General features: G+C 60.6%; 26 protein-coding genes. 20 read left to right on the plus strand and 6 right to left on the minus strand.

Features of this window, described 5'->3' with window-relative positions:
* The 7 genes from Q4577_RS07810 (at position 1) to Q4577_RS07840 (ending at position 7,861) form a co-directional block, all read left to right on the plus strand.
* Positions 1–2,613, plus strand: a complete 2,613-nt coding sequence (locus Q4577_RS07810; RefSeq protein ID WP_303469169.1) for a TRAP transporter permease — start codon at positions 1–3, stop codon at positions 2,611–2,613.
* On the plus strand, positions 2,610–3,041 hold the full coding sequence (locus Q4577_RS07815; RefSeq protein ID WP_303469170.1) for a universal stress protein: 432 nt from the start codon (positions 2,610–2,612) through the stop codon (positions 3,039–3,041). Before Q4577_RS07810 ends, Q4577_RS07815 begins: the two co-directional genes overlap by 4 nt.
* 170 nt (positions 3,042–3,211) lie before the next feature.
* On the plus strand, positions 3,212–4,006 hold the full coding sequence (gene phnC / locus Q4577_RS07820; RefSeq protein WP_303469172.1) for a phosphonate ABC transporter ATP-binding protein: 795 nt from the start codon (positions 3,212–3,214) through the stop codon (positions 4,004–4,006).
* A gap of 61 nt (positions 4,007–4,067) precedes the next feature.
* Positions 4,068–4,970 carry a phosphonate ABC transporter substrate-binding protein gene (gene phnD, locus Q4577_RS07825; protein ID WP_244688084.1) on the plus strand — a complete coding sequence of 301 codons (903 nt, stop codon included), beginning with the start codon at positions 4,068–4,070 and terminating at the stop codon, positions 4,968–4,970.
* Positions 4,971–5,038: 68 nt separating this feature from the next.
* Positions 5,039–5,920: a phosphonate ABC transporter, permease protein PhnE gene (gene phnE / locus Q4577_RS07830; RefSeq protein ID WP_303469174.1), complete on the plus strand. Its 882-nt coding sequence runs from the start codon at positions 5,039–5,041 to the stop codon at positions 5,918–5,920.
* Positions 5,917–7,242 (plus strand): phosphonate ABC transporter, permease protein PhnE, encoded by a 1,326-nt coding sequence (phnE, locus tag Q4577_RS07835; protein WP_303469175.1) that lies wholly within the window; start codon positions 5,917–5,919, stop codon positions 7,240–7,242. The genes phnE (Q4577_RS07830) and phnE (Q4577_RS07835) overlap by 4 nt, the downstream gene beginning before the upstream one ends.
* A 1-nt stretch (position 7,243) precedes the next feature.
* Positions 7,244–7,861 carry a chloramphenicol acetyltransferase gene (locus Q4577_RS07840; RefSeq protein WP_303469176.1) on the plus strand — a complete coding sequence of 206 codons (618 nt, stop codon included), beginning with the start codon at positions 7,244–7,246 and terminating at the stop codon, positions 7,859–7,861.
* A gap of 19 nt (positions 7,862–7,880) precedes the next feature.
* Here Q4577_RS07840 and phnF read toward each other — a convergent pair whose 3' ends face one another.
* Entirely contained in the window at positions 7,881–8,627 is a 747-nt protein-coding gene (phnF, locus tag Q4577_RS07845; RefSeq protein WP_244688090.1) for a phosphonate metabolism transcriptional regulator PhnF, read from the minus strand.
* 99 nt (positions 8,628–8,726) lie between these two features.
* Between phnF and phnG the strand changes: the two genes are divergently transcribed.
* The 9 genes from phnG to Q4577_RS07890 are packed head-to-tail and all read left to right on the plus strand — an operon-like array spanning position 8,727 to position 15,514.
* Complete coding sequence (gene phnG / locus Q4577_RS07850) at positions 8,727–9,200, plus strand: phosphonate C-P lyase system protein PhnG (RefSeq protein WP_303469178.1); 474 nt, start codon at positions 8,727–8,729, stop codon at positions 9,198–9,200.
* Positions 9,197–9,766: a phosphonate C-P lyase system protein PhnH gene (gene phnH, locus Q4577_RS07855; protein WP_303469180.1), complete on the plus strand. Its 570-nt coding sequence runs from the start codon at positions 9,197–9,199 to the stop codon at positions 9,764–9,766. Before phnG ends, phnH begins: the two co-directional genes overlap by 4 nt.
* A 3-nt stretch (positions 9,767–9,769) precedes the next feature.
* Positions 9,770–10,861, plus strand: coding sequence for a carbon-phosphorus lyase complex subunit PhnI (locus Q4577_RS07860; protein WP_303469181.1), 1,092 nt, complete (start codon positions 9,770–9,772; stop codon positions 10,859–10,861).
* Positions 10,862–10,920: 59 nt separating this feature from the next.
* Entirely contained in the window at positions 10,921–11,379 is a 459-nt protein-coding gene (locus Q4577_RS07865) for an endonuclease domain-containing protein (protein WP_244688098.1), read from the plus strand.
* Positions 11,360–12,214, plus strand: a complete 855-nt coding sequence (locus tag Q4577_RS07870; RefSeq protein WP_303469183.1) for an alpha-D-ribose 1-methylphosphonate 5-phosphate C-P-lyase PhnJ — start codon at positions 11,360–11,362, stop codon at positions 12,212–12,214. The genes Q4577_RS07865 and Q4577_RS07870 overlap by 20 nt, the downstream gene beginning before the upstream one ends.
* Entirely contained in the window at positions 12,211–13,008 is a 798-nt protein-coding gene (gene phnK, locus Q4577_RS07875; protein WP_303469184.1) for a phosphonate C-P lyase system protein PhnK, read from the plus strand. Before Q4577_RS07870 ends, phnK begins: the two co-directional genes overlap by 4 nt.
* Before the next feature lie 57 nt (positions 13,009–13,065).
* Positions 13,066–13,749 (plus strand): phosphonate C-P lyase system protein PhnL, encoded by a 684-nt coding sequence (gene phnL / locus Q4577_RS07880; protein WP_303469186.1) that lies wholly within the window; start codon positions 13,066–13,068, stop codon positions 13,747–13,749.
* Positions 13,749–14,306, plus strand: a complete 558-nt coding sequence (gene phnN / locus Q4577_RS07885; RefSeq protein ID WP_303469187.1) for a phosphonate metabolism protein/1,5-bisphosphokinase (PRPP-forming) PhnN — start codon at positions 13,749–13,751, stop codon at positions 14,304–14,306. Before phnL ends, phnN begins: the two co-directional genes overlap by 1 nt.
* Positions 14,307–14,320: 14 nt before the next feature.
* Positions 14,321–15,514 carry an alpha-D-ribose 1-methylphosphonate 5-triphosphate diphosphatase gene (locus Q4577_RS07890; protein WP_303469363.1) on the plus strand — a complete coding sequence of 398 codons (1,194 nt, stop codon included), beginning with the start codon at positions 14,321–14,323 and terminating at the stop codon, positions 15,512–15,514.
* 108 nt (positions 15,515–15,622) lie between these two features.
* On the opposite strand, the gene Q4577_RS07895 is transcribed toward Q4577_RS07890, so the two are convergent.
* Genes Q4577_RS07895 through Q4577_RS07905 form a run of 3 tightly spaced genes read right to left on the minus strand, consistent with a single transcriptional unit; the run spans position 15,623 to position 18,652 of the window.
* On the minus strand, positions 15,623–16,648 hold the full coding sequence (locus Q4577_RS07895; protein ID WP_303469188.1) for an ABC transporter substrate-binding protein: 1,026 nt from the start codon (positions 16,646–16,648) through the stop codon (positions 15,623–15,625).
* Entirely contained in the window at positions 16,627–17,994 is a 1,368-nt protein-coding gene (locus tag Q4577_RS07900) for a sensor histidine kinase (protein ID WP_303469365.1), read from the minus strand. The genes Q4577_RS07895 and Q4577_RS07900 overlap by 22 nt, the downstream gene beginning before the upstream one ends.
* Positions 17,984–18,652, minus strand: coding sequence for a response regulator transcription factor (locus tag Q4577_RS07905; protein ID WP_303469189.1), 669 nt, complete (start codon positions 18,650–18,652; stop codon positions 17,984–17,986). Before Q4577_RS07905 ends, Q4577_RS07900 begins: the two co-directional genes overlap by 11 nt.
* Positions 18,653–18,759: 107 nt before the next feature.
* Here Q4577_RS07905 and Q4577_RS07910 point away from each other — a divergent pair, with 107 nt between their 5' ends.
* The 4 genes from Q4577_RS07910 (at position 18,760) to Q4577_RS07925 (ending at position 22,965) form a co-directional block, all read left to right on the plus strand.
* Positions 18,760–19,746, plus strand: coding sequence for a tripartite tricarboxylate transporter substrate binding protein (locus Q4577_RS07910; RefSeq protein WP_303469190.1), 987 nt, complete (start codon positions 18,760–18,762; stop codon positions 19,744–19,746).
* A gap of 63 nt (positions 19,747–19,809) precedes the next feature.
* Entirely contained in the window at positions 19,810–20,292 is a 483-nt protein-coding gene (locus tag Q4577_RS07915; RefSeq protein ID WP_303469192.1) for a tripartite tricarboxylate transporter TctB family protein, read from the plus strand.
* A gap of 1 nt (position 20,293) precedes the next feature.
* Positions 20,294–21,805, plus strand: coding sequence for a tripartite tricarboxylate transporter permease (locus Q4577_RS07920; protein WP_303469193.1), 1,512 nt, complete (start codon positions 20,294–20,296; stop codon positions 21,803–21,805).
* A 110-nt stretch (positions 21,806–21,915) separates the two neighbouring features.
* Entirely contained in the window at positions 21,916–22,965 is a 1,050-nt protein-coding gene (locus Q4577_RS07925; RefSeq protein ID WP_303469194.1) for a formylglycine-generating enzyme family protein, read from the plus strand.
* Positions 22,966–22,995: 30 nt separating this feature from the next.
* Here Q4577_RS07925 and Q4577_RS07930 read toward each other — a convergent pair whose 3' ends face one another.
* On the minus strand, positions 22,996–23,754 hold the full coding sequence (locus Q4577_RS07930; RefSeq protein ID WP_303469195.1) for a Pnap_2097 family protein: 759 nt from the start codon (positions 23,752–23,754) through the stop codon (positions 22,996–22,998).
* Positions 23,751–25,016: an MSMEG_0569 family flavin-dependent oxidoreductase gene (locus tag Q4577_RS07935; RefSeq protein ID WP_303469196.1), complete on the minus strand. Its 1,266-nt coding sequence runs from the start codon at positions 25,014–25,016 to the stop codon at positions 23,751–23,753. Before Q4577_RS07935 ends, Q4577_RS07930 begins: the two co-directional genes overlap by 4 nt.
* Positions 25,017–25,022: the final 6 nt, after the last annotated feature.

Raw genomic sequence — 25,022 nt, forward strand, 5'->3', positions numbered from 1 at the left:
ATGTCGGAACAAGCAAATCGCGCATTAAGCGAGGAAGAGCTTCAGGAACTTGTCGCCGCCAGCGACAGCGGGGCGCGCAGCCCGACCGGGGCGGTTGGCATATTTGTCGCCGCGGTGGCGTTGATCTGGTCGGTGTTTCAGGTGCTGCTGGCGTCGCCATCTGCGCCCTATATCCTGCCCGGTGATCTGATCAACAATTCCCGCCAGATCCATCTGGCCTTTGCTGTTTTCCTGGCCGCCATGGCCTATCCCTTGTTCAAATCCAGCCCGCGCCACTATATCCCCTGGTACGATTGGGCGCTGGGCATCGCCGGGGCGTTTCTGGCGCTTTACGGGTATTTCTTTTACGCCAAGATCGTCGGCAACGGCGGTTTGGCCGATGATTCAGACGCGCTTTTTGCGCTGGCGGGGCTGATCTTGTTGTTCATCGCCTCTTACCGGGTGCTTGGCCCGGTCATGGTCGTCTTGGCGGTGGTCTTTCTGTTTTATGTCTTCTTTGGCTCGTCCGAGGCCGTGCCGGATCAGATCCGCTGGGCCGGGGCATCCCTGCGCAAGGCGATGAGCCACATGTGGATCACCTCCGAAGGGGTGTTTGGCATCGCGCTGGGGGTTTCCACCAAATTCGTCTTCCTCTTTGTGCTGTTCGGCGCGCTGTTGGATAAGGCCGGGGCGGGCAATTACTTCATCAAGATGGCCTTTGGCGCGCTTGGCCACCTGCGTGGTGGTCCGGCCAAGGCCGCCGTTGTCGGCTCTGCTGCAACGGGGCTGATTTCCGGTTCGTCGATTGCCAACGTGGTGACCACCGGCACATTCACCATTCCGCTGATGAAACGGGTTGGTTTCAGCGCGGAAAAGGCCGGCTCGGTCGAGGTTGCCTCGTCCGTCAACGGCCAGATCATGCCGCCGGTGATGGGGGCTGCGGCCTTTCTCATGGTGGAATATGTCGGCATTTCCTATGTCGAGGTCATCACCCACGCCTTCCTGCCCGCGATCATTTCCTACATCGCGCTGGTCTATATCGTTCACCTGGAGGCGGTGAAAAACAACATGCCGACCATCGGCAACAAGGTGGTGAACCTGTTCAACACGATCCTTGGCATGTTTGGCTTCTTTGCCGGATTTGCGGTGCTGTGTTACGCGACAAAATTCCCGGTTCAGCTGATCACGTCTATGTTCCCGGCTGGATCGGGCTGGATTTTGGCGGCCCTGTTGGCGGCGGTCTATATCGCGCTGATCTATCTTGCCTCGACCGTTGCGGACCTTGAACCCGATGATCCCAACGCCGAGGTTGTGGAACTTCCCGAGATCCCGAAAATCTATAAATCCGGTCTTTATTACCTGCTGCCGATCATCGTGCTGGTGTATTTCCTGATGATCGAGCGCAAATCGCCGGGTCTGTCGGCGTTCTGGGCGACCTTCCTGTTGTTTGGCATCCTGCTGACGCAAAAGACGCTCAAGGCGTTTTTCCGTGGCGAGGACAATGCGATTTCCCGCCTGCGTGAGGGCGGTGTTGACCTGATCGAAGGCATGATTGACGGCGCGCGCAACATGATCGGCATCGGTCTTGCAACCGCAACCGCCGGTATCATCGTCGGCACCGTGTCGCTGACCGGGATTGGCCAGGTGATGGCGGATTTTGTTGAATTCCTGTCTGGCGGCAATCTTATCCTGATGCTGATCTTTGTGGCGATCCTGTCGCTGATCCTTGGCATGGGGCTTCCGACGACGGCGAACTATATCGTTGTGTCATCGCTGATGGTTGCCGTTGTGGTCGAACTGGGCGCGCAATCGGGACTGGTGGTGCCGTTGATCGCGGTGCACCTGTTTGTGTTCTATTTCGGGATCATGGCGGATGTGACGCCGCCGGTGGGGCTGGCCAGTTTCGCCGCCGCTGCCGTGTCGGGCGGGGATGCGATCCGTACCGGTTTTGTCGCTTTCTTCTATTCGCTGCGCACCGTGGCGCTGCCGTTTGTGTTTATCTTCAACACCGATTTGTTGCTGATCGACGTAACCTGGTATCAGGGGATCATTGTGTTCATTGTCGCGACCATCGGCATTCTGGTGTTCACCGCCGCGACAATGGGCTGGTTCCTGACCAAGACCCGGATCTGGGAAACCGTGGCGCTGTTGCTGGTGGCCTTTGCCCTGTTCCGGCCCGGCGTCTTCATGAACCAGCTGCAACCCCCCTTTGTTCAGATCGAACCCGCCGCATTCTCGCAGGCGGTTGGGGATGCGGAACCGGGCAGCCAGCTGCGGGTTGTCGTGTCGGGACCGGATTTTGATACGCTGGAGATGAAGGATCTGACCGTGCCTGTCACGGTGCCGGATGTGGACGGCGCAGAGGCGCGGCTTGATGCCCTGGGCTTTGTGCTGATCCCTGAGGGCGATGTGGTGCGGCTGGACGAGCCGGGATTTGGCACCGATCTGGGCGATGCTCTGGCGTCGTTTGATTTCTACGGCGATGATCCGGTGGCGATTGCCAGCGTTCAGGCCAGTGCCGATCAATGGCCCAAAGAGCTGATCTTTATCCCGGCGCTGATGTTGCTGGCGCTGATTGCCTACTTGCAGTCCCGCCGGGCGCAACCCACGATCCGCGAAGGAGAACCGGCATGACCGCGAGTGTACTTTGTGCCATCGACATCAACCGCCCCGAAGATGAAAAGCGGGTTCTGGAAACGGCGGCACGGCTGGCCGATCTGGATGGCGCCCGTCTGGATGTGATCACCGTGGTGCCGGATTTCGGCGCCAGTCTGGTGGGGGTCTATTTTCAGGACCATCAGGTCGAAACCGCCCGTGACAAGGCCGGGGAAATCCTGAAAGCCACGGTGGAGGCCAGCCTGGGATCAGAGCGCAACAAATCGGTGCGCCATATCGTTGCGATCGGGCGGGTCTATGAAGAGGTGCTGAAGGCGGCGGGACTGGCCGATAGCGATCTGATCGTGATTGGCGCCCATCGCCCGGATTTCAAAGACTACCTGCTTGGCCCCAATGCCGCGCGGGTGGTGCGCCATTCGACCTGCTCGGTTTATGTGGTGCGCTGATTTGTTGCCTGTTTATTGCGCGCCCTGCGGTCGATTTGCCCCGATGACCGCAGGCGCGTGACAGGATTCCGCCAGGGAAAGGTCGGCGTTACAAACCTTTCGCAAAACTGCAAACTATCGGTCGCATAACCTGAGTACCCCGGCCCACGGACATGGTGCCGGGGGATGGAATGCTAGAAGTAAATGCGCTGACGAAGATTTTTGGCGGCAACACAGCTGTCGACAATGTCAGCTTTTCGGTGGATCGGCCCATGATGGTCGGGATCATCGGCGCCTCGGGTGCGGGCAAATCGACGCTCCTGCGCATGTTCAATCGCCTGACCGACGCCAGCAGCGGCGAAATCCTGTTTCAAGGACATGATGTTACCAAGCTGAAAGGCGCAGAGATGCGCAACTGGCAATCGCAATGTGCGATGATCTTTCAGCAATTCAACCTCGTCCCGCGTATGGATGTGGTGTCGAACGTGTTGCACGGCACGTTGAACCGCCGCTCGACGCTGGCGACGATGTTCAATCAATATCCGACCGAAGATATTCACCGGGCCATTGATATTCTCGACCGGCTCGGCATTGCGGATCACGCCACGAAACGCGCCGAGGCGCTTTCGGGTGGCCAGCAACAGCGGGTCGCGATTGCCCGTGGGCTGATGCAGGATCCCCAGATCATTCTGGCGGATGAACCCATTGCCTCGCTTGATCCGATGAATGCCCAGATCGTGATGGAGGCCCTGCGCCGCATTCACGACGAAGACGGCCGTACCGTTGTGGCCAACCTGCACACGCTCGACACCGCCCGCCGCTATTGCGACCGCATCATTGGTATGCGGGCCGGGCGCGTGGTGTTTGACGGCTTGCCCGAACAGCTGACCACAGGCGCAGCGCGCGACATCTACGGCGCGTCGGGTGCGTTTTCCGAAGCGGCGACCTCGACCGAGATCACCGCATTGGATGCGGTGCCTGCCTGACGTTTCCCACCTTTTCACCAGCCCCGAATGACCGATGGGGCGTATTTCACGGAGAAGACTCATGAAAAATCTGCTTGTTGCCCTGATGGCCACAACCGCCATCGCGGCCCCCGCCATGGCCCAGGACATCACCGAATTCCGCATCGGCATCCTTGGTGGCGAAAACGCCCAGGACCGTCTGAACAGCCACGAGTGCCTGAAAGAATACACCGAAGAAACATTGGGTGTTGAAACCAAACTGTTCGCCCCTGCCGATTATGACGGCGTGATCCAGGGTCTTCTGGGTGGCACAATCGACATGGCGTGGCTTGGTGCCTCGGCCTATGCCAAAACCTATCTGACCGACCCCGAAGCGGTGACACCGGTTCTGGTCAAGATCAACCTTGACGGTTCTTACGGCTATCACTCGATCGGCTTTGCCCGCAAAGACGCCGGCGTTGCATCGCTGGACGACATGAAGGGCAAAGTGTTCGGCTTTGGCGATCCCAACTCGACCTCCGGCTACCTGATCCCGTCGATCGAGATCCCTGACGCAACCGGCGCCAGCATGGAATCCGGCGACTACTTTGGCGAAGTGAAATTCACCGGCGGTCACGAGCAGACCATCGTTGCGGTCAACAATGGCGACGTCGACGCCGGTGTGACCTGGGCCGACGGCCAGGGCGAATGGGAAGACGGCTTCAACTCGGGCGCGCTGCGCAAAGCGGTTGACGCTGGCCTGATCGACATGAACGATCTGGTTGAAATCTGGCGCTCGAAGCCGATCCCGGAAGGCCCGATTGTTCTGCGCACGTCGCTGCCGGAAGAAGTCAAAGCCAAAATGACCGCCATGGTTGATGGCATGTATGACGCCGACAAAGAATGTACCTACAACATCTCTGCCGGTGAATCGCTGGGCTTCGACCCGATCACCCATGACGCATATCTGTCGATCATCGCGGCACGTCAGTCGAAATCGAACTGATCGCGATTTGTGATTTTGCGGGCTTCTCCTTCGGGAGGGGCCCGTTTCTTATGTGAGGCAGGATCCCCATGGCCGAAATGAGCGCCGCTGACGAACACTTGCGCGATCTGCGCAATGATTACCTGGCAATGAAACGCCAAAAGAGCCGCTATGGCGGCGTGTTGTTGCTGGTCTTTGTGGCGCTGATGACCTCGGGCTTCGTGATGGTCGATGACCGCAACGCCGGCGGGTTCTGGGACGGGTTGCATCGCATCGGTGATTTCCCGGCCGAAGTTCTCGGCGAAGCGGGCGAGAAGTTGGCGCTGTTGCCTGGGCATCTTTTGCATTTTCTTCCGGCCTTGCTGGAAACCATCAATATTGCGGCCGCAGCGACGCTGTTTGGCGGGTTGGTCGCAATTGTGATTTCGCTTTTGGCCACCCGTGGGCTGGCGCGCTGGCCGCGTTTGATCCCGGTGTTTCGCCGCATGATGGATGTGATGCGCGCGGTGCCGGAAATCGTGATTGCGCTGGTGCTGATCTTTGTTCTTGGCGGTGGCCCGGTTCCGGCGATGATCGCCATTGCGTTTCATACGGTTGGGGCGCTGGGCAAATTGTTTTCCGAGGTCAATGAAAACGCCTCGTTGAAACCGATCGAAGGATTGCATTCCGTCGGGGCGACCTGGACCCAGCGCATGGTGCTGGGCGTGATCCCGCAAGTGGCACCAAACTATCTCAGTTATGCGCTGCTGCGGTTCGAAATCAACATTCGCGCTTCTGCGATCCTTGGTTTTGTCGGGGCCGGCGGCATTGGCTATGAGCTGAAGAACGCCATGTCCTGGGGGCAGGGCAAATACGACGAGGCAGCGGCGATTTTCATTTTGTTGTTCGCTACCATCATGTTGATCGACCAATTGTCCAGCCGCTATCGCGACCGGTTGACCCATGGCGCCGCAGGGGAGAGAACCCAATGACCGATGCAACCCACGCCGCCCCGACCGATTTGCTGAAAAGCCGCGCTCAGGCGCATTTGTCACGCAAGAAGATTGTGGCGCTGGCGGTGCCCGCCGTGATCCTGGTCTATCTGACCTATGTGTTCTTTGCCTTTGACATTCCGGGGCTGAGCCAGCGCGCCAGCCTCGACAATGCCCGCGCGTTGGTGGCCGACAGCTATAGCTACAAGACACATGTGACCCGCGACAACCGCAATGGCGAGGTGTCTCTGGCCATCGAAGGCGAACGCAAGGGCAGATACCCGGAAGGCACATCGCCGGACTGGGTGACGCTTGGCGACACCGACACAGTGATTGATCTGGCAGGGGATGGCACGGTGACCTTTGGGGCACAGACCATCACCCAGGTGATCCCCGGCTATGGCACCATCACCGCCACCCCCGGACGCAACGGTGTGCAGGCGGTCTTGCCCGAAGGTCCGTTGCCAGAGTGGATCAACCTGTCGAAAAACCGCATGACGGTGACATTGGACAATGCCCGGCTGACCGTGACCCGTAACCGGTCAGAGGTGTTCCGCTATTTCACCGGCTGGGAATTGTTCTTCTTCACCCTCGACAGCCGCTATCATGGCATGGGCTTTGGCGAATTGGTGACGCGTGCGTTCTCGGGCGAATTTGCGGCGATATTCAGTGATTTCTGGAACAATGCCATGTGGCGCCACGGCGAGGTCGCCTGGGCGATGTTTGAAACCGTGTTGATGGCGTTTCTTGGCACATTCGGGGCGGCGATGGTCGCCTTGCCGCTGGCCTTTATGGCGGCGCGTAACTTTGCCCCGCTGATGGTGGTGCGTATGGCGGTGCGGCGGGTGTTCGATTTCCTGCGCGGTGTTGACGCCCTGATCTGGACGATCATTCTGGCGCGGGCCTTTGGACCGGGGCCGTTGACCGGGTCTTTGGCGATTTTGCTGACCGATACCGGCACCTTTGGCAAATTGTTCTCCGAGGCGCTGGAAAACGTCGACAAGAAACAGATCGAGGGCATCCGCTCGACCGGGGCCAAGCCGCTGCAACGCTATCGCTTTGGTGTGATCCCACAGCTGACGCCGGTGTTGCTTAGTCAGGTGCTCTATTATCTGGAATCCAACACACGGTCCGCGACCATCATCGGGGCCATCACCGGTGGTGGCATTGGTTTGATGCTGACCCAGGCCATGGCAACACATAAGGATTGGGAAGAAGTCAGCTATTACATTCTGTTGATCCTCGGTGTGGTCATGTTGATGGATTGGGTGTCGGGCAAGTTGCGCGAGCGGCTGATTGCCGGCAGCAGCGACGGGAAATGACATGCCGCGATTGAATGCTGAGCTGCCGGTCATTCATGACGGCTGTACCATCACCGACACCACCTTTGGCGCGTTTGTCGAAATTGGCGCCGGCAGCCGGATCGCAGCCAGCCATTTCGATGATTATGCCTATTGTGACCGCAGCACCGATATCGCCAACGCCCGGATCGGCAAATTCGCCAATCTGGCGAGCTTTGTGCGGATCGGGGCCACGGATCATCCGCTGGACACCGCCAGCCTGCATCACTTTCTGTATCGTTCTGCCGATTATTGGGACGAGGTCGAAAATGATGCCGCGTGGTTTGCCAAACGTCGCGCGCGTCGGGCGGAAATCGGCCATGATACCTGGATCGGCCACAACGCCCAGATCAAGCCAGAGGTGACGGTCGGCCATGGTGCGGTTGTTGCCTCCGGGGCAATTGTGACCCGCGATGTCGACCCCTATACCATTGTGGCGGGCATCCCGGCCAAGCCGATGCGAAAACGTCAACCCGCCGATGTGGCCGAGCGGATGATTGCGCTGGCCTGGTGGGATTGGGATCATGACACCCTGCGGGCGCGTCTGGGTGACTTTCGCGGCCTGAGTGCCGAGGCGTTTCTGGAGAAATACGGCGGTTAAGCCGTTTTGGGCGAAACGTTCAGGTTTCGATTTGCAGCGTTACCCGTTCGCCGACGAACCATGCCAGACCATATTCCAGCGGCCAGCCTTCGGCGGCATGGTTGATCGCAATCGACAGGATCAATGGATCCCCTTCGTCGATGCGCAGTTTCAGCGCCTGGGTGGCATCGGCCACACGGGCGGTAATCCGCGTGTCTTCGCGGGTGTAATCGGCGATGCCAATCGCCTGCAAGGCGCGGGTGATGGATTTCATCTGCTCCAGATGTTCGGGGAACCCCGGCAATCGGTCGGCGGGAAAGACGCTGCGGAACACTGCGATTGGCTCTTCATTCGCCAGGGACACCCCTTCACAGACAAGCACCTGCGCCCCTTTGGGCAGGTGCAGTGCCTCGGCCTCTGTCGGATCGGCGGTGCGGGTTTCCAATACGTCGATGCTGCGGGCCGGCACCTTGCCCTGGGCTTCGATATTGCGGGTAAACCTTGTGCGGCGGCCAATCTTGTAGTCGGTCGGGCGCCCGGTCACAAAAACCCCCGCACCGCGCCGCGCATGGACCAGACCATCTGCCGCCAATTCCTTGAGCGCGCGCCGGACGGTGTGGCGATTGACACCAAAGCGCGCCGCCAAATCGGATTCCGTCGGCAGCTTGTCCCCCACCGAATACTGTCCGCGCGCCACCGCATCCGCAATGTCGGTGTGAATCGCTTTCCAGATCGGGGTGCGTGTCGGGGCTGTGCCAGACGAGGACACGGAGGAGGGGTCGGGCATGTCACAAAACTTTCGCGTTTCGGGTGTTGCCAACTCGGCGGTTGGAAGGGTACACAACGCTTGAATTTGTATAGTTGTCTAGGAAGAAAGGCAACCCACATGACGGCCAACATTGCTCAGCGAAAATCATGGATGTCGACCTTGGCGCGTGCGCCGCATGACCGGTTGAACGGGCTTTGCGCATCTGCGCTGGGCGCGGCGCTGGACGGGGTCTTGGGCGGTGGTGCCGCGACCTGGCTGCGCGCGGCTGAAATCGGAACTGTGATGGTTCGCGGGCGGACCGGGGGCACCGGAGATGCCTTTAACCTTGGCGAAATGACCGTGACGCGCGCCTCTGTGAAATTGCCCGGCGGGGCGGTTGGCCATGGCTATGTCCAGGGTCGCAGCAGGCGCGCGGCGGAAAATGCGGCCTTGGTCGATGCGTTGATGCAAACATCGGCGGCGGCGACCGTCGCGGCGGCGATCATCACCCCCTTGCGGGACGAGCACAGCGCCAGGGCCGGAAAACGCGCGGCAAAAGCGGCGGCAACCAAGGTTGATTTCTTTACCATGGTACGGGGAGAAGACGCATGAGCGATCAGGCACAAATGCTTGAAGGCGGGTTTGGCGATCCGGCGCGGGCCTCTGCCATGGCGTTTCGCGCGGCGATGAACGCCATGGCGCGCCCCGGACTGGTCGAGACGCTGCGCGGGGCCAATCCACCAGCGCCGCTGTCGATTGCCGCCGGCACCCTGCTGCTGACCCTTTGCGACCCGGATACGCCGCTGTATCTGGCGGGTGCGACCGATTGCGACGCGGTGCGCAACTGGGTGCGGTTCCACACCGGCGCGCCGCTGGTCGGACCGGCGACGTGCGTCTTTGCGCTGGGCACTTGGGATGCTTTGACCCCGATTGACCAATACCCCTTTGGCACCGCTGAATACCCGGACCGTTCGACGACCCTGATCGTCGAGACGGCCGAGCTGCACGCCGCGGGCGCGACCCTGTCCGGGCCCGGTATCGCCGACACGGCACAGCTCAATCTGCCGGAAACCGCCGCGTTCCAAGCCAATGCTGCGCGGTTCCCGCTGGGATGTGATTTCTTTTTCACCTGTGGAGAGCGCCTCGCGGCGTTGCCACGCAGCACAAAGGTGGCCTGAGCGATGTATGTGGCAGTAAAAGGCGGCGAGCGCGCGATTGACAATGCACATGGATGGCTGGCCGAGGAACGGCGCGGCGATCCGGGCGTTGCGGAACTGTCACTTGATCAGATCCGCGAGCAACTGGCGCTTTCTGTGGCGCGGGTGATGGGCGAAGGCTCGCTCTATGATCCCGATCTGGCCGCGCTCGCGCTCAAACAGGCGCGCGGTGATTTGATCGAGGCGGTGTTCCTGATCCGCGCCTATCGCACCACGTTGCCACGATTTGGCGCGAGCCTGCCGGTGGACACCGGCGAAATGGCGATTGATCGGCGGGTGTCGGCCACGTTCAAGGATCTGCCGGGGGGTCAGATCCTGGGGCCGACTTTTGACTACACCCACCGGTTGCTGGATTTCAAACTGGCGGCAGATGGCGGCACCCTGGATGCGGCAGCCGAGGCCGCGCCAGCCCCGGCCCCGGTGCCACATGTGATGGAATTCCTTGACCGCGAAGGCCTTATCGAAGCGGCACCGGATCGCGGAGAAACCCCGCGTGATCTGACCCGCGAACCGTTGGAATTGCCCGCCGACCGTGCGCTGCGGCTTCAGGCGCTGGCCCGCGCGGATGAGGGCTTTACCCTTGGGCTCGCCTATTCGACCCAGCGCGGCTACGCCCGCAACCATGCCTTTGTCGGAGAGTTGCGCATCGGCACCGTGGCCGTCGAGATGGAGATCCCGGAACTGGGGTTCGCGATCGAGATCGGCGAGGTCACGCTGACCGAATGCGAAACGGTGAACCAGTTCAAGGGGTCCAAGACCGAACCACCACAGTTCACCCGGGGCTATGGTCTTGTTTTTGGGCAATCCGAGCGCAAGGCAATTGCGATGGCGCTGGTGGATCGTGCCCTACGCTGGGAGGAATTGGGCGAAGACAATGTCGGCGCACCCGCACAGGACATGGAATTTGTCCTGTCCCATGGCGACAACATTCAGGCGACCGGCTTTCTTGAGCACATAAAACTACCACATTACGTGGATTTCCAATCAGAACTGGAATTGATCCGAAAACTGCGTCGCGAGGCAGAGCTGCGCATTGCACAGGAGGCGGCGGAGTGAGATTGAGCACCCCGAACCATGCCCCTGCGCATGTCCCCAGGATACCAGGAACTCCGACTTTGCCTTTCAGACTTGCCAATGCCCCGCAGACCGACACGCCCGCCACATCCGCACGTACCGGGCAAGACACGGCGATGCCCCAAAGCAAATCCCGCGTCTCGGACAAAAAGCGGCTGCGTCCGCATGACATCGGCTCGGAAAATCAGCTCTGGCAGATTTTGCGTCATATTCAGGTGGACGACGGGTTGCGGTTTCGCCGTGACGCGGCGCTTGGGCCCTATGTGGCCGACTTTTACTGTGCCGAGTGCCAGTTGGTGATCGAATCCGCCGCCCGCCCGCACAGCGGCAACAGCGCCGATACACAGCGCCATGCCTGGATGGCGGAACGCGGTCTGCGGGTTCTGCGGATCTGGCACCGCGATGTCCTGAATGATCCCGGCGCGGTGAAACGTGCCATTCAAACCGCCGCCCGTAGCGTGGCAAAAGAGAGGCCAGGGGATGACCGATCAATCCTATAATTTTGCCTATCTGGATGAGCAGACAAAGCGGATGATCCGCCGCGCCATCCTGAAAGGTTTGGCTGTTCCGGGCTATCAGGTGCCGTTTGCCAGCCGCGAAATGCCGATGCCCTATGGTTGGGGCACTGGCGGGGTTCAGGTTTCGGCGGCGGTGCTGACCCCGGATGACACGTTCAAAGTGATTGATCAGGGCGCGGATGACACCACCAACGCGGTGTCGATCCGCAAGTTCTTTGAAAAGACGGCCGGTGTTGCGACTACCACCCACACCGGTGAGGCCGATGTGATCCAGACCCGCCACCGCATCCCCGAAGAGCCGCTGACCGAAGATCAGATCCTGGTCTATCAGGTGCCGATCCCGGAGCCGCTGCGGTTTCTGGAACCGCGTGAAACCGAAACCCGCAAGATGCATGCGCTTGAGGAATACGGGTTGATGCATGTGCGGCTGTACGAAGATATTGCACGCCACGGCCATATCGCCACCGCCTATGCCTATCCGGTGCGGGTCGAGGGGCGCTATGTGATGGATCCGTCGCCGATCCCGAAATTCGACAATCCCAAACTGGAAAGCCCTGCGATCCAATTGTTCGGGGCCGGGCGCGAACAGCGGATCTACGCGCTGCCGCCCTACAGCAAGGTGGTCAGTCTGGATTTTGAGGATCATCCGTTTGATCCCAGCAAGGCCCCGCACCCCTGTGCGCTTTGCGGTGCTGACGACAGCTATCTGGACGAGATCATCACCGATGACCGTGGCGGGCGGATGTTTGTCTGTTCCGACACTGATTATTGCACCGCGCGGCGCGATGCCGGCCATCTGGGGGAGCAGGCGCAATGAAGGATCTGAGCCAAGAGGTTGCGACCGGCCCGTTGTTGTCGGTGCGCGGATTGACCAAGCGGTATGGCAGCCATATCGGTTGCGGCGATGTGTCGTTTGATCTTTGGCCCGGCGAGGTCATGGGCATTGTCGGCGAAAGCGGGTCCGGCAAGACCACGCTGTTGCGATCCATGGCGGGGCATCTGATGCCGGACGAGGGACAGGTGATCTTTGCCACCCGCGCGCATGGCGCATGCGATACCGTTACCATGTCGGAACCGGAACGCCGGATGCTGGGGCGCACCGATTGGGCCTTTGTGCATCAACATGCGCGCGACGGGCTGCGCATGGGGGTCAGCGCCGGTGGCAATGTCGGCGAGCGGCTCATGGCGGTGGGTGCGCGGCATTACGGTGATATTCGCGGTCAGGCGGCCGATTGGCTGGAGCGGGTCGAAATTGCCGCCAGCCGGATAGATGACCGCCCGACGACGTTTTCCGGCGGGATGCAACAGCGGTTGCAGATTGCCCGCAATCTGGTGACCGGTCCGCGGTTGGTGTTCATGGATGAACCGACCGGCGGGTTGGATGTCAGCGTGCAGGCGCGGCTGCTGGATCTGTTGCGGGGATTGGTGCGCGATATGGGGCTTTCGGCGGTGATTGTGACCCATGATCTGGCGGTTGTCCGGTTGCTGGCGGATCGGCTGATGGTGATGAAGGACGGTCATGTGGTTGAGGCCGGGTTGACCGATCAGGTGCTGGACGACCCGCAGCATGCCTATTCGCAGCTGCTTGTTTCAAGCGTTTTGCAGGTTTGACAGGATGGAACCGGGGCGCGGCCCCGGACCCCGGGATATTTGGAGTCAGATGAAATCATGATCGACCTTATTGATGTGTCCAAGACCTTTACCCTGCACAATCAGGGTAGCGCGGTGATCCGGGTGATGCGGGGGGCCAATCTGCATGTAGAGGCCGGTGAATGCGTGGCCTTGACCGGGGCGTCGGGGTCGGGAAAATCGACACTGATGCGGATGATTTACGGCAATTACCTTGCGGCGTCTGGCGTGATCCGGGTGGGCGATGTGGATGTGACCCGCGCGGAACCACGTGAAATCCTGGCGATGCGGCGCGAGGTTCTGGGATATGTCAGCCAGTTCCTGCGGGTGGTGCCGCGTGTGGCGACGCTGGATGTGGTGGCGGATCCGTTGCGGGCCGTAGGGGTCGCAGAAGCCCCGGCACAGGCCCGCGCGGCGGAATTGCTTGCGCGCTTGAATGTGCCGGAGCGGCTTTGGTCCTTGTCGCCGACGACGTTTTCTGGTGGCGAACAGCAACGGGTGAATATCGCACGTGGTTTTGCCCGGGCCTATCCGGCGCTGCTGCTGGATGAACCCACCGCCAGCCTTGACGGGGCGAACCGCGCGATTGTGCTGGAGTTGATCGAAGAGGCCAAGGCCGGCGGGGCGGCGATTGTCGGGATTTTCCATGACGAAGAGGCCCGCGCACAGGTTGCGGATCGCGAGGTGGATGTCACCAGTTATACCCCGGCGCGGGCCGCGTGATGGCACAGCCGGGGCGATTGATTGCAGTTGTGGGGCCCTCTGGCGTGGGCAAGGACAGTCTGATCGACGCCTTGGTTGCGGCGCAGCCTGCGTTGGTGAGGGTGCGGCGGGTGATCACGCGGCCACGCGATCTGGGCGGTGAAGATTATTGCGCGGTATCGAGCGCGGAATTTGCCTCGATGGCGGCGGCGGGTGCGTTCTGCCTCTGCTGGGGGGCGCATGATTTGCGGTATGGCATTCCAACGTCGGCGGTGGCGGCGGCGCGCGATGGCACCAGCGTGATCGCCAATCTGTCGCGCGGCGCATTGGCCGAGGCCAAGGCGGTGTTTCCGGCAGTGCTGGCGCTGAATGTCACGGCAGCCCCCGAAACCCTGGCCCGGCGATTGGCGGCACGCGGGCGTGAAACCCCGGAGGCCATTGCCCGCCGGTTGGCCCGAAGTGGCGCGCCCGTTCCCGGCAATGTGCCGGGGGTGACAATCAACAATGACGGCCCCTTGCAAGAGACGGTGCGCGCGGCATTGGCGGCGCTGTCTTTGGCAGATGCAGAACAAGGATAGATGAGATGGATGTGATGGTCAGCACCGGGGTCGAGGCCCCGGAACAGCAACAAGATCGCGATTTCACTCTGGCGAATGCACGGATTGTGCTGTCGGATTCTGAAATGACGGGCCGTGTCATCGTGGAGGCCGGTCAAATTGTTGGTGTTGAAGAAGGGGATGCGGTTCCGGCAGGGGCGGTGGACCTTGGGGGGGATCTGCTTATCCCGGGGTTGATCGAATTGCACACCGACAACCTGGAACGCCATATGCAGCCACGTCCGGGGGTGAATTGGCCGCATGATGCGGCCATTTTGGCGCATGACGGCGAGTTGGCCTCTTGTGGGATCACCACGGTGTTTGACGCCCTGCGGGTCGGATCGGTGGTGTCAGAGGACCGGTCGAGTTACGGCAAATATGCACGGAATGTGGCTTCGGAGTTGCTGGGCATGAAGCGGCGGGGGGCGTTGCGGATTTCGCATTTGATCCATCTGCGCGCCGAGGTGTGTTCGGAAACCCTGATCGAGGAACTGGCGGAATTCGGTGTGGGCGAGGACATCGGCCTGATCAGCCTGATGGATCACACGCCGGGGCAGCGGCAGTTCCGCGACGCCAGCAAGCTGCGCGAATATCTGGTGGGAAAATACGGCCTGAGCGATGCCGAATACACCGCCCATGTGGCAAACCTTATGGATTTGCGCGACCGGTTGGGCGACGCCCATGAAGCTGCCGCAGTGGCCGCCGCGCGGCGGTTGGGCGCGGTGCTGGCCAGCCATGATGACACGACGGCGGCGCAGGTCGCGCAATCGGCGGATCATGGCGTGCGGCTGGCGGAATTCCCCACCACCGAGGAGGCCGCCGCCGCCTGTCGTGACCAGAACATCGCGATTATGATGGGAGCGCCAAACCTGATCCGGGGGGGATCGCATTCCGGCAATGTCGCGGCCGCCACGTTGGCCGAGGCCGGGCTGCTTGATATCCTGTCGTCGGATTATGTGCCGGCCGGTTTGATCCAGGCGGCGTTTCGGTTGTCCGGGGTTTGGGGGGATTTGCCGCGTGCCATTGCCACGGTTTCGGATGCGCCGGCCCGTGCCGTAGGATTGACGGATCGGGGGCGGATTGCACCGGGGCTGGTTGCCGATCTGGTGCGGGTGCGCCTGTCTGATGGTCCGTCTCATGCCTTGCCGGTGGTGCGCGGCGTCTGGTCCCATGGGAAGCGTGTTGGCTAGCGGCCACTGCCACTGCCCGCCAGACCGTGGTTTCCACTCTGGCGGGCAGTGGCCGGGCGGCGATGACAGGTGTTTTGTTTGTAGGCCAAACAATTACCGGCCCAACAATCAGCGCCCAATTGATGGACGTTCCTGAATTACGGCATCTTCCCATTCGGCCAGAAACCTGCGGCGTTTCAATGTGTCGAGAAAGGTCATCAACGCCGGTTCCAATGCGATTGTCGCATTCTCGGTATCGTTCAACTGGGCGTTCAACGGCGGCAAGGGAAAGACGTCGGTATCCCCCAGAGACTGCAATGTGATCAAATGCCGGACAAAGGCCTCTGCTGCGGCTGGGTTGGGCGCAGTGCGCGACACCATGGCCGTGCGCATCATCGTGGTTGGAAAATCCGACGGATAGATCACCTGAAGGCTGTTCTGGCTTTCCTCGCGGGCGGTCGCGTAACTTCCCAACACATTATAGGCGACTGCGATGGTGCCATCGGCAAGATCGTCAATCATGTCGCCGGAACAGCAATAAAGCCGCACATCCAGACCGCCCATGACCTCCATCAAACGCCAATAAGTTTCCGAGGCGCGGGCGTCCTGGGTGGCGAACAGATACCCGACACCAGAGTTGCGCACGTCATATGTGCCAACCCGGTCGCGAAAGACCTCGGGGCGGGCGCGCATCGCCTCGATCAGGTCCTGTCGGGTTTGCGGCAGCGGGTGCCCGGCAAAATCGGCACGGTTGAGGACAATCGCGGCGGGTTCCGAGGTGAAGGCAAACAGGCTCTTGCGCCAATGTGCCCAGGCCGGGTGCGCCACATTTGGCAACGGGCGGGCCAACCCGTCATTGGCGATTTTCAACTGTAGGTCCATCGCGCTGGAAATCACCAGATCATAGCCGTCCGGGTTGGCGCGGAAAATATGATCTATATCCGCCGTGCCCGTCACAAGGTAGTTGATTGACACCTCGGGAAAGCGCGCGACAAAATCCCCGATAATTGGCGCAAACAGCGATGTGTCGGTGCTGGACAGGATGGTCAGGGTTTGTTCGGCGTCTGGCGGGCCAAAGACTTGGCGATCTTCCCATTCCTGGGCAAATACGGCCAAAGGCCAGAGCCAGAAGATCAGAGTGACAATGTTGCGCATGCGCCGCCCTCCGCCCGGTTTTTCAGGATGAGTGTCCCGCCATGGGCCGTGGCCACATCGGCGGCAATGGTCAATCCCAACCCCGAGCCAATGGTGCCTTCGGCGTTTGATCCGCGTTTGAATCGCGTTGTCAGCGTGTCTACTTCGGCATGGGCAAAGCCGGGCCCGCTGTCTCTGACAATGATTTGGACATTCGGCTCGGCTGTGACCTGAATGTCGACCCGGCTTTCGCTGGGGGAATATTTCAGCGCATTGTCGACGAGATTGCGTATCGCGTTTTGGATCAGGATCGGATCGCAGAGGTAATTCACCTTGGTGTCGCTCTGTAGCCGCAATTCCAGATCCTTCATTTCGGCGATGGGGGTCAGACGCAGCACAAGATCCTCCACCAAAGCGACAAGGTCGATGTTCTGAAGGTCGAGGTGATCGGCGCGAAAGGTAATCATCGCATGGTCGAGCAATTGCCCCGCCGCGCGTGAGCTTTCGTCGATGGCCCGCACCATCGCGCGCATGGCCTGGCGATTTTCCTCTTTGTCGACCCGTTGCAAGGTTGCCTCGGCATAAGAGCGCACAGTGGCCAGCGGCGTGCGCACGCGATGGGCCGCTTCGGCGATGAAATCTTCGGATTGGCGCAGCGAATGATCAAGCCGCCCCATCAGGGAATTCAGTGAGGTGACCAACGGGGCCATTTCCGAAGGCACGGGTTTTTCAAACGGGCTGAGATCCTGTGGGCCGCGTCGGGTGACGGAATCGGTCAACCGCTTGAGCTGGCCGATTGTCGAGGCGGTGACCCAGAACGATAACATCGCCGCAAGCGCGAAAAAGCCGGTGCCAAACAGCGCCGCAGTTCGGGAAATCTGTTGCAAGGTGCCGGCCAGCGCATCCTGGGTCTGGGCCAGCGCGACCCGGATCACGGTGCGTTTGTTCACCCCGATCAGGCTGCGCTGGGCGGTGACCACCCGCACGGTCTGATCGCGGAATTGGCGCGTTTGAAAACTGCCTTCGCGCGCGCCGCGCGATTTGGCGGGCGTCAGTTCACGGTAGCCGGATAAAAACGTGTCATCCTGATAGATCGCATAGAAAATCCGGTCGTCCGACGCGGTGGTCAACATGGAAAAGGCCGCATAGGGCAGATCAATTTCCACCAGCCCATCCCGGATCGCAGCCGCATCCAGAATGGTGGTCACCGAAGCGCGCAGAATATTGTCCTGGCCCTGCTGGGCCACCTGGGTGGCAAAGTTGCGGATGGCAAAGAACAGCAACAGGGCCAGAAGCGCGGCACCGCCGATCAGCGTCAACACCAGCCGATTGCGCAGCGACATCGAGATGGGCAGGCTAGATTTCATGATCAAGCCGATAGCCGATTCCGCGCAGGGTGGTGATTTTCAGATCGGAATTTTCCAGATGTTTGCGCAGCCGGCCGATATAGACCTCGATCGCATTTTCCGAGGTCTCGGCGTCGTAGGAAAACAGCCGGTCCGACAGTTTGTGTTTCGAAAAGACCTGGCCGGGGGCGTTGATCAACAGTTCCAGAAGACGCAGTTCCCGGTTGCGCAGGGTGACATTTTCGCCCCGGACCGACATCTTGCCTGCTACCGGATCAAAGATGATACCGCCAAGGGCCACCACGGTCTGTGCTTTGCCCGCCTTGCGCCGCAAAACCGCCCGGCAGCGCGCCTCCAGTTCGGCATGATCAAACGGCTTGGTGACATAGTCATCCGCCCCCAGATCAAGCGAGTCGATTCGGTCGGACACCTGGCTGCGCGCGGTCAGAACGATCACCGGCGTGTCCAGATCACGGGTGCGCAGACCCTCCAGAAACCGGCGGCCATCCCCATCCGGCAACATGATGTCCAGCAGGATCAGATCGAATTCCCCGGTCGCGATGAATTCGGTCGCATCCGCCAAATCCGGTGCATGTTCAACGACATGACCGTCCAGAACCATCCGCGATGCGATCGCCTTGGCCAGCTCTTGATTGTCTTCGACGAGGAGGAATTTCATGCGGTGCCTGCGCCGTTTCGAATTGGTGACAGGTTAGTGTCAGGTTGCCATGTTTGTATCCCCACAACTGAGCCGCAGCGCGGACAGTTGTCAATTGGGAGGAAAATATGACCACTTTGAAACTGGGCCGCAGAGCCCTGATCGCAGCGGCTGTGGCCGCGATGGGCCTGGCATCCAGCGTTTCCGCCGGGGGCCATCAGGTTCTGGACAGCATCCACTTTCTGATCCCCGGCGGCGCAGGCGGCGGCTGGGATGGCACCGCGCGTGGCACCGGCGAGGCATTGACCAAGGCCGGCCTGGTGGGCAGCGCATCTTATGAAAACATGTCCGGTGGCGGCGGTGGCAAGGCCATCGGCTATCTGATAGAAAACGCCGAAAGCAACCACGGCACGTTGATGGTCAATTCGACCCCGATCGTCATCCGGTCGTTGACGGGTGTATTCCCGCAAAGCTTCCGCGACCTGACCCTGGTCGCTGGCACCATCGGCGATTATGCCGCAATCGTGGTGGGCAAGGACAGCCCGGTCAACAACATGACCGATCTGATTGCCGCCTACGATGCCGATCCGTCGGGCACGGCGATTGGCGGCGGTTCGGTTCCGGGTGGTCTGGACCATTTGGTGGCGGCCATGGTGATGGAGGCTGCGGGCAAGGATGCGCTGGGCGTCAAATACATCCCCTATGATGCGGGTGGCAAAGCCATGGCGGCGCTGCTCTCGGGCGAGATTGCGGCCCTGTCCACCGGCCTGTCCGAAGCAATTGATCTGGCCGAAGCCGGTGAAGTGAAGATTATTGGTGTGACCGCGGACGAACGCGTGCCGGCCGCCCCGGATGCGATGACCATGAAAGAACAGGGCATCGACACCAGCTTTGTGAACTGGCGCGGCTTTTTCGGGGCGCCGGGTCTGCCGGCGGAAACCACCGCGATGTACCAGGATGCCATCGCCAAGATGTATGACACCCCGGAATGGGAAGAAGTGCGTGCGCGTAACGGTTGGGTCAACATCCATAATCCCGGCGATGATTTCAAAGCCTTCCTTGAGGGCCAGGAAGAAGTCATCGGCGAGCTGATGAAAAAACTGGGCTTCCTGTAAAAAACACTTGGGGCAGGGCGGTGTGCCGCTCTGCCCTTTTTGCCGGTTGGAGGAGAGGACATCATGGCGCTGGATCGCTGGATCGCACTGATATTGCTGGGGGTTTCTCTGGTTTATGGCTACACCGCATGGTTCACGATGGACGCGGGCCTTGCGCCGTTCATGAAACGAAACCCGATCTGGCCCAGCACCTTTCCCAAGGTTCTGTCGGTTCTGGCGGTTGGTGCCTGTTTGGTGATCGTGTCGGGTATCGAAAAATCAGAGCCCACCGAAGCGGAAATAGATTACCGCCGATTGCACGAATACAAACTGGGTCAGGCGGTTTTGTTGCTGGGTCTGATGGTGGCCTATGCGCTGTGCCTGCGCCCGGTGGGGTTCATCCTGTCCACCACGGCCTTCTTGTTTCTTGGCTCATTTGTTTTGGGCGAGCGCAAATACCTTCTCATGATCTCGGTTGCGGTGATTGCCACGATGATCGTTTGGTATCTCGTTCAGCAGGTTTTGGGCATCTATATGCGCCCCTTGCCCGGCGTTCTGGGAGGTTGATATGCTAGAGGGACTTCTTATCGGCCTGCAAACGGCCATGTCATTGCAGAACCTGCTGATGGTAATCGCAGGCTGTCTGATTGGCACGTTCATCGGTATGTTGCCGGGATTGGGGCCGATGTCGATCATCGCCATCATGATCCCGGTTGCAATTTCCATGGGCGATCCTTCGGCGGCACTGATCCTGTTGGCGGGCGTCTATTACGGGGCCATTTTTGGTGGATCGACCTCGTCCATCCTGCTGAATGCGCCGGGGGTTGCGGGCACGGTCGCGTCAAGTTTCGATGGGTATCCGATGGCGCGTCAGGGCAAGGCGGGCAAGGCGTTGACCATTGCCGCGATTGCCAGTTTTGCCGGTGGCACGATTGGTGCGATCTTGCTGATGGTCTTTGCGCCGATGTTGTCATCGGTGGCATTGCTGTTCCATTCAGCGGAATATTTTGCCCTGATGGTTGTGGGGCTGTCGGCGATTGCCGCCTTTGCCGGCACCGGTCAGGTGGCCAAGGCGATGGTGATGACGGTGCTGGGGCTGATCATGGCCACAGTCGGCGAAGGCGCGTTGTTCAACCTGCCACGGTTCACCGCCGGCATCATGGATCTGCAATCCGGCTTTGGCTTCATCACTCTGGCGATGGCGATGTTCGCCCTGCCCGAGGCATTGTTTCTGGTGCTGAAACCAAAAGACGCAGGCAGCGCAGACGGCGAGATCAAGGATTTGCGCATCACCCGTTCAGAAGCCCGCGCCATTGCGCCGGTGATCGGGCGCCAGTCGATTCAAGGGTTTTTCATTGGCGTGTTGCCGGGGGCGGGGGCAACGATTGCCAGTTTCCTGGGCTATGCTGTGGAACGCAATATCGCGACCAAGGCGGAGCAGGATGAATTTGGCAAAGGCTCGATCAAGGGGCTGGCCGCGCCGGAAACCGCCAACAACGCCGCCTGCACCGGGTCGTTTGTGCCGCTGCTGACCCTTGGCATTCCGGGGTCGGGCACCACGGCGATCCTGCTGGGGGCGCTGATCGCGTTGAATGTGTCGCCGGGGCCGCGGTTGATGATCGACAACCCCCAGATCTTCTGGGCGGTGATCATGTCGATGTTCATCGGCAATCTGGTGTTGCTGATCCTGAACCTGCCATTGATCCCCTATATTGCCAAAGTGCTGGCGATCCCGCGCAATTTTCTGATCCCGTTCATTTTGTTTTTCACCCTGATGGGGGCCTATATCGGTCAGAACAACGCCACCGAACTGTTGATCCTTGTGGGGTTTGGGGTCTGTGCCACGGCGTTGAAATTCGCGGATTATCCGTTGGCGCCGCTGTTGATCGGTTTCATCCTTGGGGGCATGCTGGAAAACAACTTTGCCCGTTCGATGCAGCTTTATGATGGGGTGTCGTTTATCTGGGAGCGGCCGATGACATTGGGGCTGTTGGTGATTGCGGTGTTCCTGATCCTGCTGCCAAGCTATCGGGCACGGGTGGCCCGCAATCGCGCGGCTGGTGTGGCCGACGGAGACTAAGCTACCGGGGAGAACAGGTGACAGGATCCAGGTGAAGGCTTGGCGGGGGCAGAGGTCGGGCTGACGCAGGCGGGTGTTTCGGGATATGCCCGGTTGCACAGCCCCGGAGAATGACCGACACTGGCGGCCCATCCGTGATTTTCCCGGCGCGTGGCGTCGGGGTGCAAGGAAGCTTTCGAACTGTGACCACATCCAAAACGTCTTGCTGTGCGCCGGCCGGTCGGTCGGCGGCATCAGCGCCCGCCGCCGCAACGACGACGTCGCCCCGCCCCCCCGCCGCGCCGCAAGGCCTGCGGACCTCTGCAAAAGATCTGGCCGCAACGGCGCAGCTGATCCCCGGCGGCCGTGGTCTGGTTGGCACTGCCAATGAGATCATTCCCGACGATGGTGAAAGCCCGCTGCGCAAGTCGCAGGTCAAACCGTTTCGCATCGGCAAGACCTCTGTCACCAATGCCGAATTCGAAGAATTCGTCACCGATACCGGCTATGTGACCGAAGCGGAGCAATTCGGCTGGTCCTTCGTGTTCTGGTCACAGGTGCCTGACACGCTGGGCCCAACCGAAGGGGTGGTTGGTGTCGAATGGTGGCGGCGTGTTGATGGCGCAAACTGGCGTGACATCAACGGTCCGGGGACTGCGGCGACGGCCTGGCATCCTGATCATCCAGCGGTTCAACTGTCTTGGAATGACGCCCGCGCCTATGCCGCATGGGCCGGCGGGCGTTTGCCAAGCGAGGCCGAATGGGAGCATGCCGCGCGTGGCGGGCTGGGCGATGTGCGCTATCCTTGGGGCGATGAAGACCCCGATGATACCGGGTTCTTGCCCTGCAATATCTGGCAGGGGCGCTTTCCCGATGTGAACAACGGTGTTGACGGATACCTTGCGACCGCCCCGGCACAGTCGTTTGAGGCCAATGGATACGGGTTGTTCAATATGGTTGGCAACATCTGGGAATGGACCGCAGAGCCGTTTCGCATCCGGTCGTTGAAAAAGCAGGTCAAGGCGCGGATGAGCGGGATGAAGGGCTATAAGCTGCTGAAAGGTGGGTCGTTCCTGTGCCACAGCAGCTATTGCCACCGATACCGCATCGCCGCGCGGTCGGGCAATTCACCCGACAGCACCACCACCCATCAGGGGTTTCGCATGGTCTGGGATGTCTGAGCGCGGGCGCAGGATTTATGGGCCCTGACCCTAGCCGCTTTCGGCGATGCCGATGGTCCGATCCCCGGCCTGCAACAGCAATTGCGGCCCCGCGCGTGACACAGTGACGGTTTCGCCGGGGTCGATGTTGCCCAGGTGAACCACGGTGCGGTGCTGCAACGGTGTGGTTTGGGCGGCCATTTCGGCGATCTTGGAAAATACCGGGAAATAAAGCAGCCCAACCGCGTTGAAATCCAGCGCTGGCAGCGGCGTGTATTGCAACAGCGTTTCATCCCCCTGCGTGGCGCGGGCCATGCGGGCCAAAACGCGCGAACGGTCGAGCAGCCCCACCAGATCCGCAGGCGGTGGCGGCAGATCGTCCAGCCCGGCCAGTGTGTTGCGGAACAAGCGGCGGTTCGATCCGCTGCCATCATGGCTCAGAAAACAGCTGATCATCCGCACCGTGGCCAATTTGCCCGACGGGCCGGTGACGTGATGCACCGATCCAATTCTTTGCGGGGCCACATCGAACAGGCTTGATTGAACCTCTGCCTGTGAACCCAGCTTCGGGGCTGTGGCCAGTGTGACCGATGTGGCACAGAAGGCGGCATAAACTGGGGTGCCATCCGCGCTGTGAAACGCCATGCCGGACCCTGCTGCCTCTGCGATCAACCCCCAATGCCGGTCGCCGCAATCGCGCAACAGCCATTGTTCCGACAGACCAAAAGGCGACAATTGCGCCATGCCAAGGGTCAGCCCCGCGCGGCTTTCGGGCGCGGGGGCAATTGGGCGCAGAACGGCGACACTCATGCTGCGACCTGTGCCAATTGCCCGGCGATCTGATCGGCCAGATATTTGCTGTCTTCTTCGATCCCCAGGAACCGCCCCGATCCCCAGGTGTTCAGCCATCCCAAGCCGATGAAATGCAATCCTGGCTGTGCCGTCACGCCGCGATGGAACTGCGGCTTGCCACGGGCGTCAAACACATCGGCCTCGATCCAGGAATAATCCGGGCGAAATCCGATGGCCCACAACACCGATGTGACGCCCGCCTCGGCCAGATCAATTTCAGTGCGCTCCACCTCTGGCGTCCAGACCGGGGCAAAGGGCGGCTCTGACGGGGCATCAATGCCTTCGCGCGCAATATAGGCGTCGATCTGGGTGCGGATGCCAACATAGGATTTGTCCGCATCATCCAAGTTCTTGGCCAGATCGGGCAGGAATTCCACCTGCGTGCCGTCCATATTGGCCAATGAGCCATAAAGCTCGACCCCGTGATCGACATGAAACTGGCGCAGGTCGATTTCCTTGCCGCCGTCCCGGCCCGACATATAGTGGTTGGTCTGGGTCATCGCCTTGACCGGATCGGGATGCTGATCAATCGTCACATCATAGATCCCGGCATCAAACAGCCAATCGGTGGCATCGCGCCCGCGATATTTGCGCGGACTGCGCGGCGCGGGGCCGACGGCCAGATGCACATCGCGCCCGGCGCGGGTGAAATCCTCCATCAGCTGGACCCCGGATTGCCCGGTGCCCACAATCAAAACCCCGCCTTCGGGGAATTGATCCACCCGGCGATAATCGACCGAATGCATCTGAAAGATGTCCGGCGACAGGTTCTTGGCATAGCCCGGTTCAATCGGCGTGTCATAACCGCCGGTGGCAATCACCACCTGATCACAGGCCCAAACCCCGGCTGATGTTTCGATGATATAACCTGTCTGCTGGGGCGTCACACGCGTGACGCTGACACCTTCGCGCAGATCGGGCTGGGTCTTTTCGGCAAAGGCATCAAGATATTCTGTGATCTCGTCACGCAGCATGAAACCGTCGGGATCGGCCCCGCCATAATCGCGGTCATAATGGAAATCGGGCAACCGGCACTGCCAGTTCGGGGTCACAAGGCAAAAACTGTCCCAGCGATTGTGCCGCCAGGATTGAAACTTGGTGTGGCGCTCAAACACCACGCTTTCAATGCCCTTTTTCTTCAGGCACCACGCGGTCGAAAGCCCGGCCTGACCACCGCCCACGATAACGACCGGGATATGATTGATCTGCGTCTCTTGCATTGATGT

Source organism: Marinovum sp. 2_MG-2023, assembly GCF_030548265.1.
Lineage (GTDB): Bacteria > Pseudomonadota > Alphaproteobacteria > Rhodobacterales > Rhodobacteraceae > Marinovum.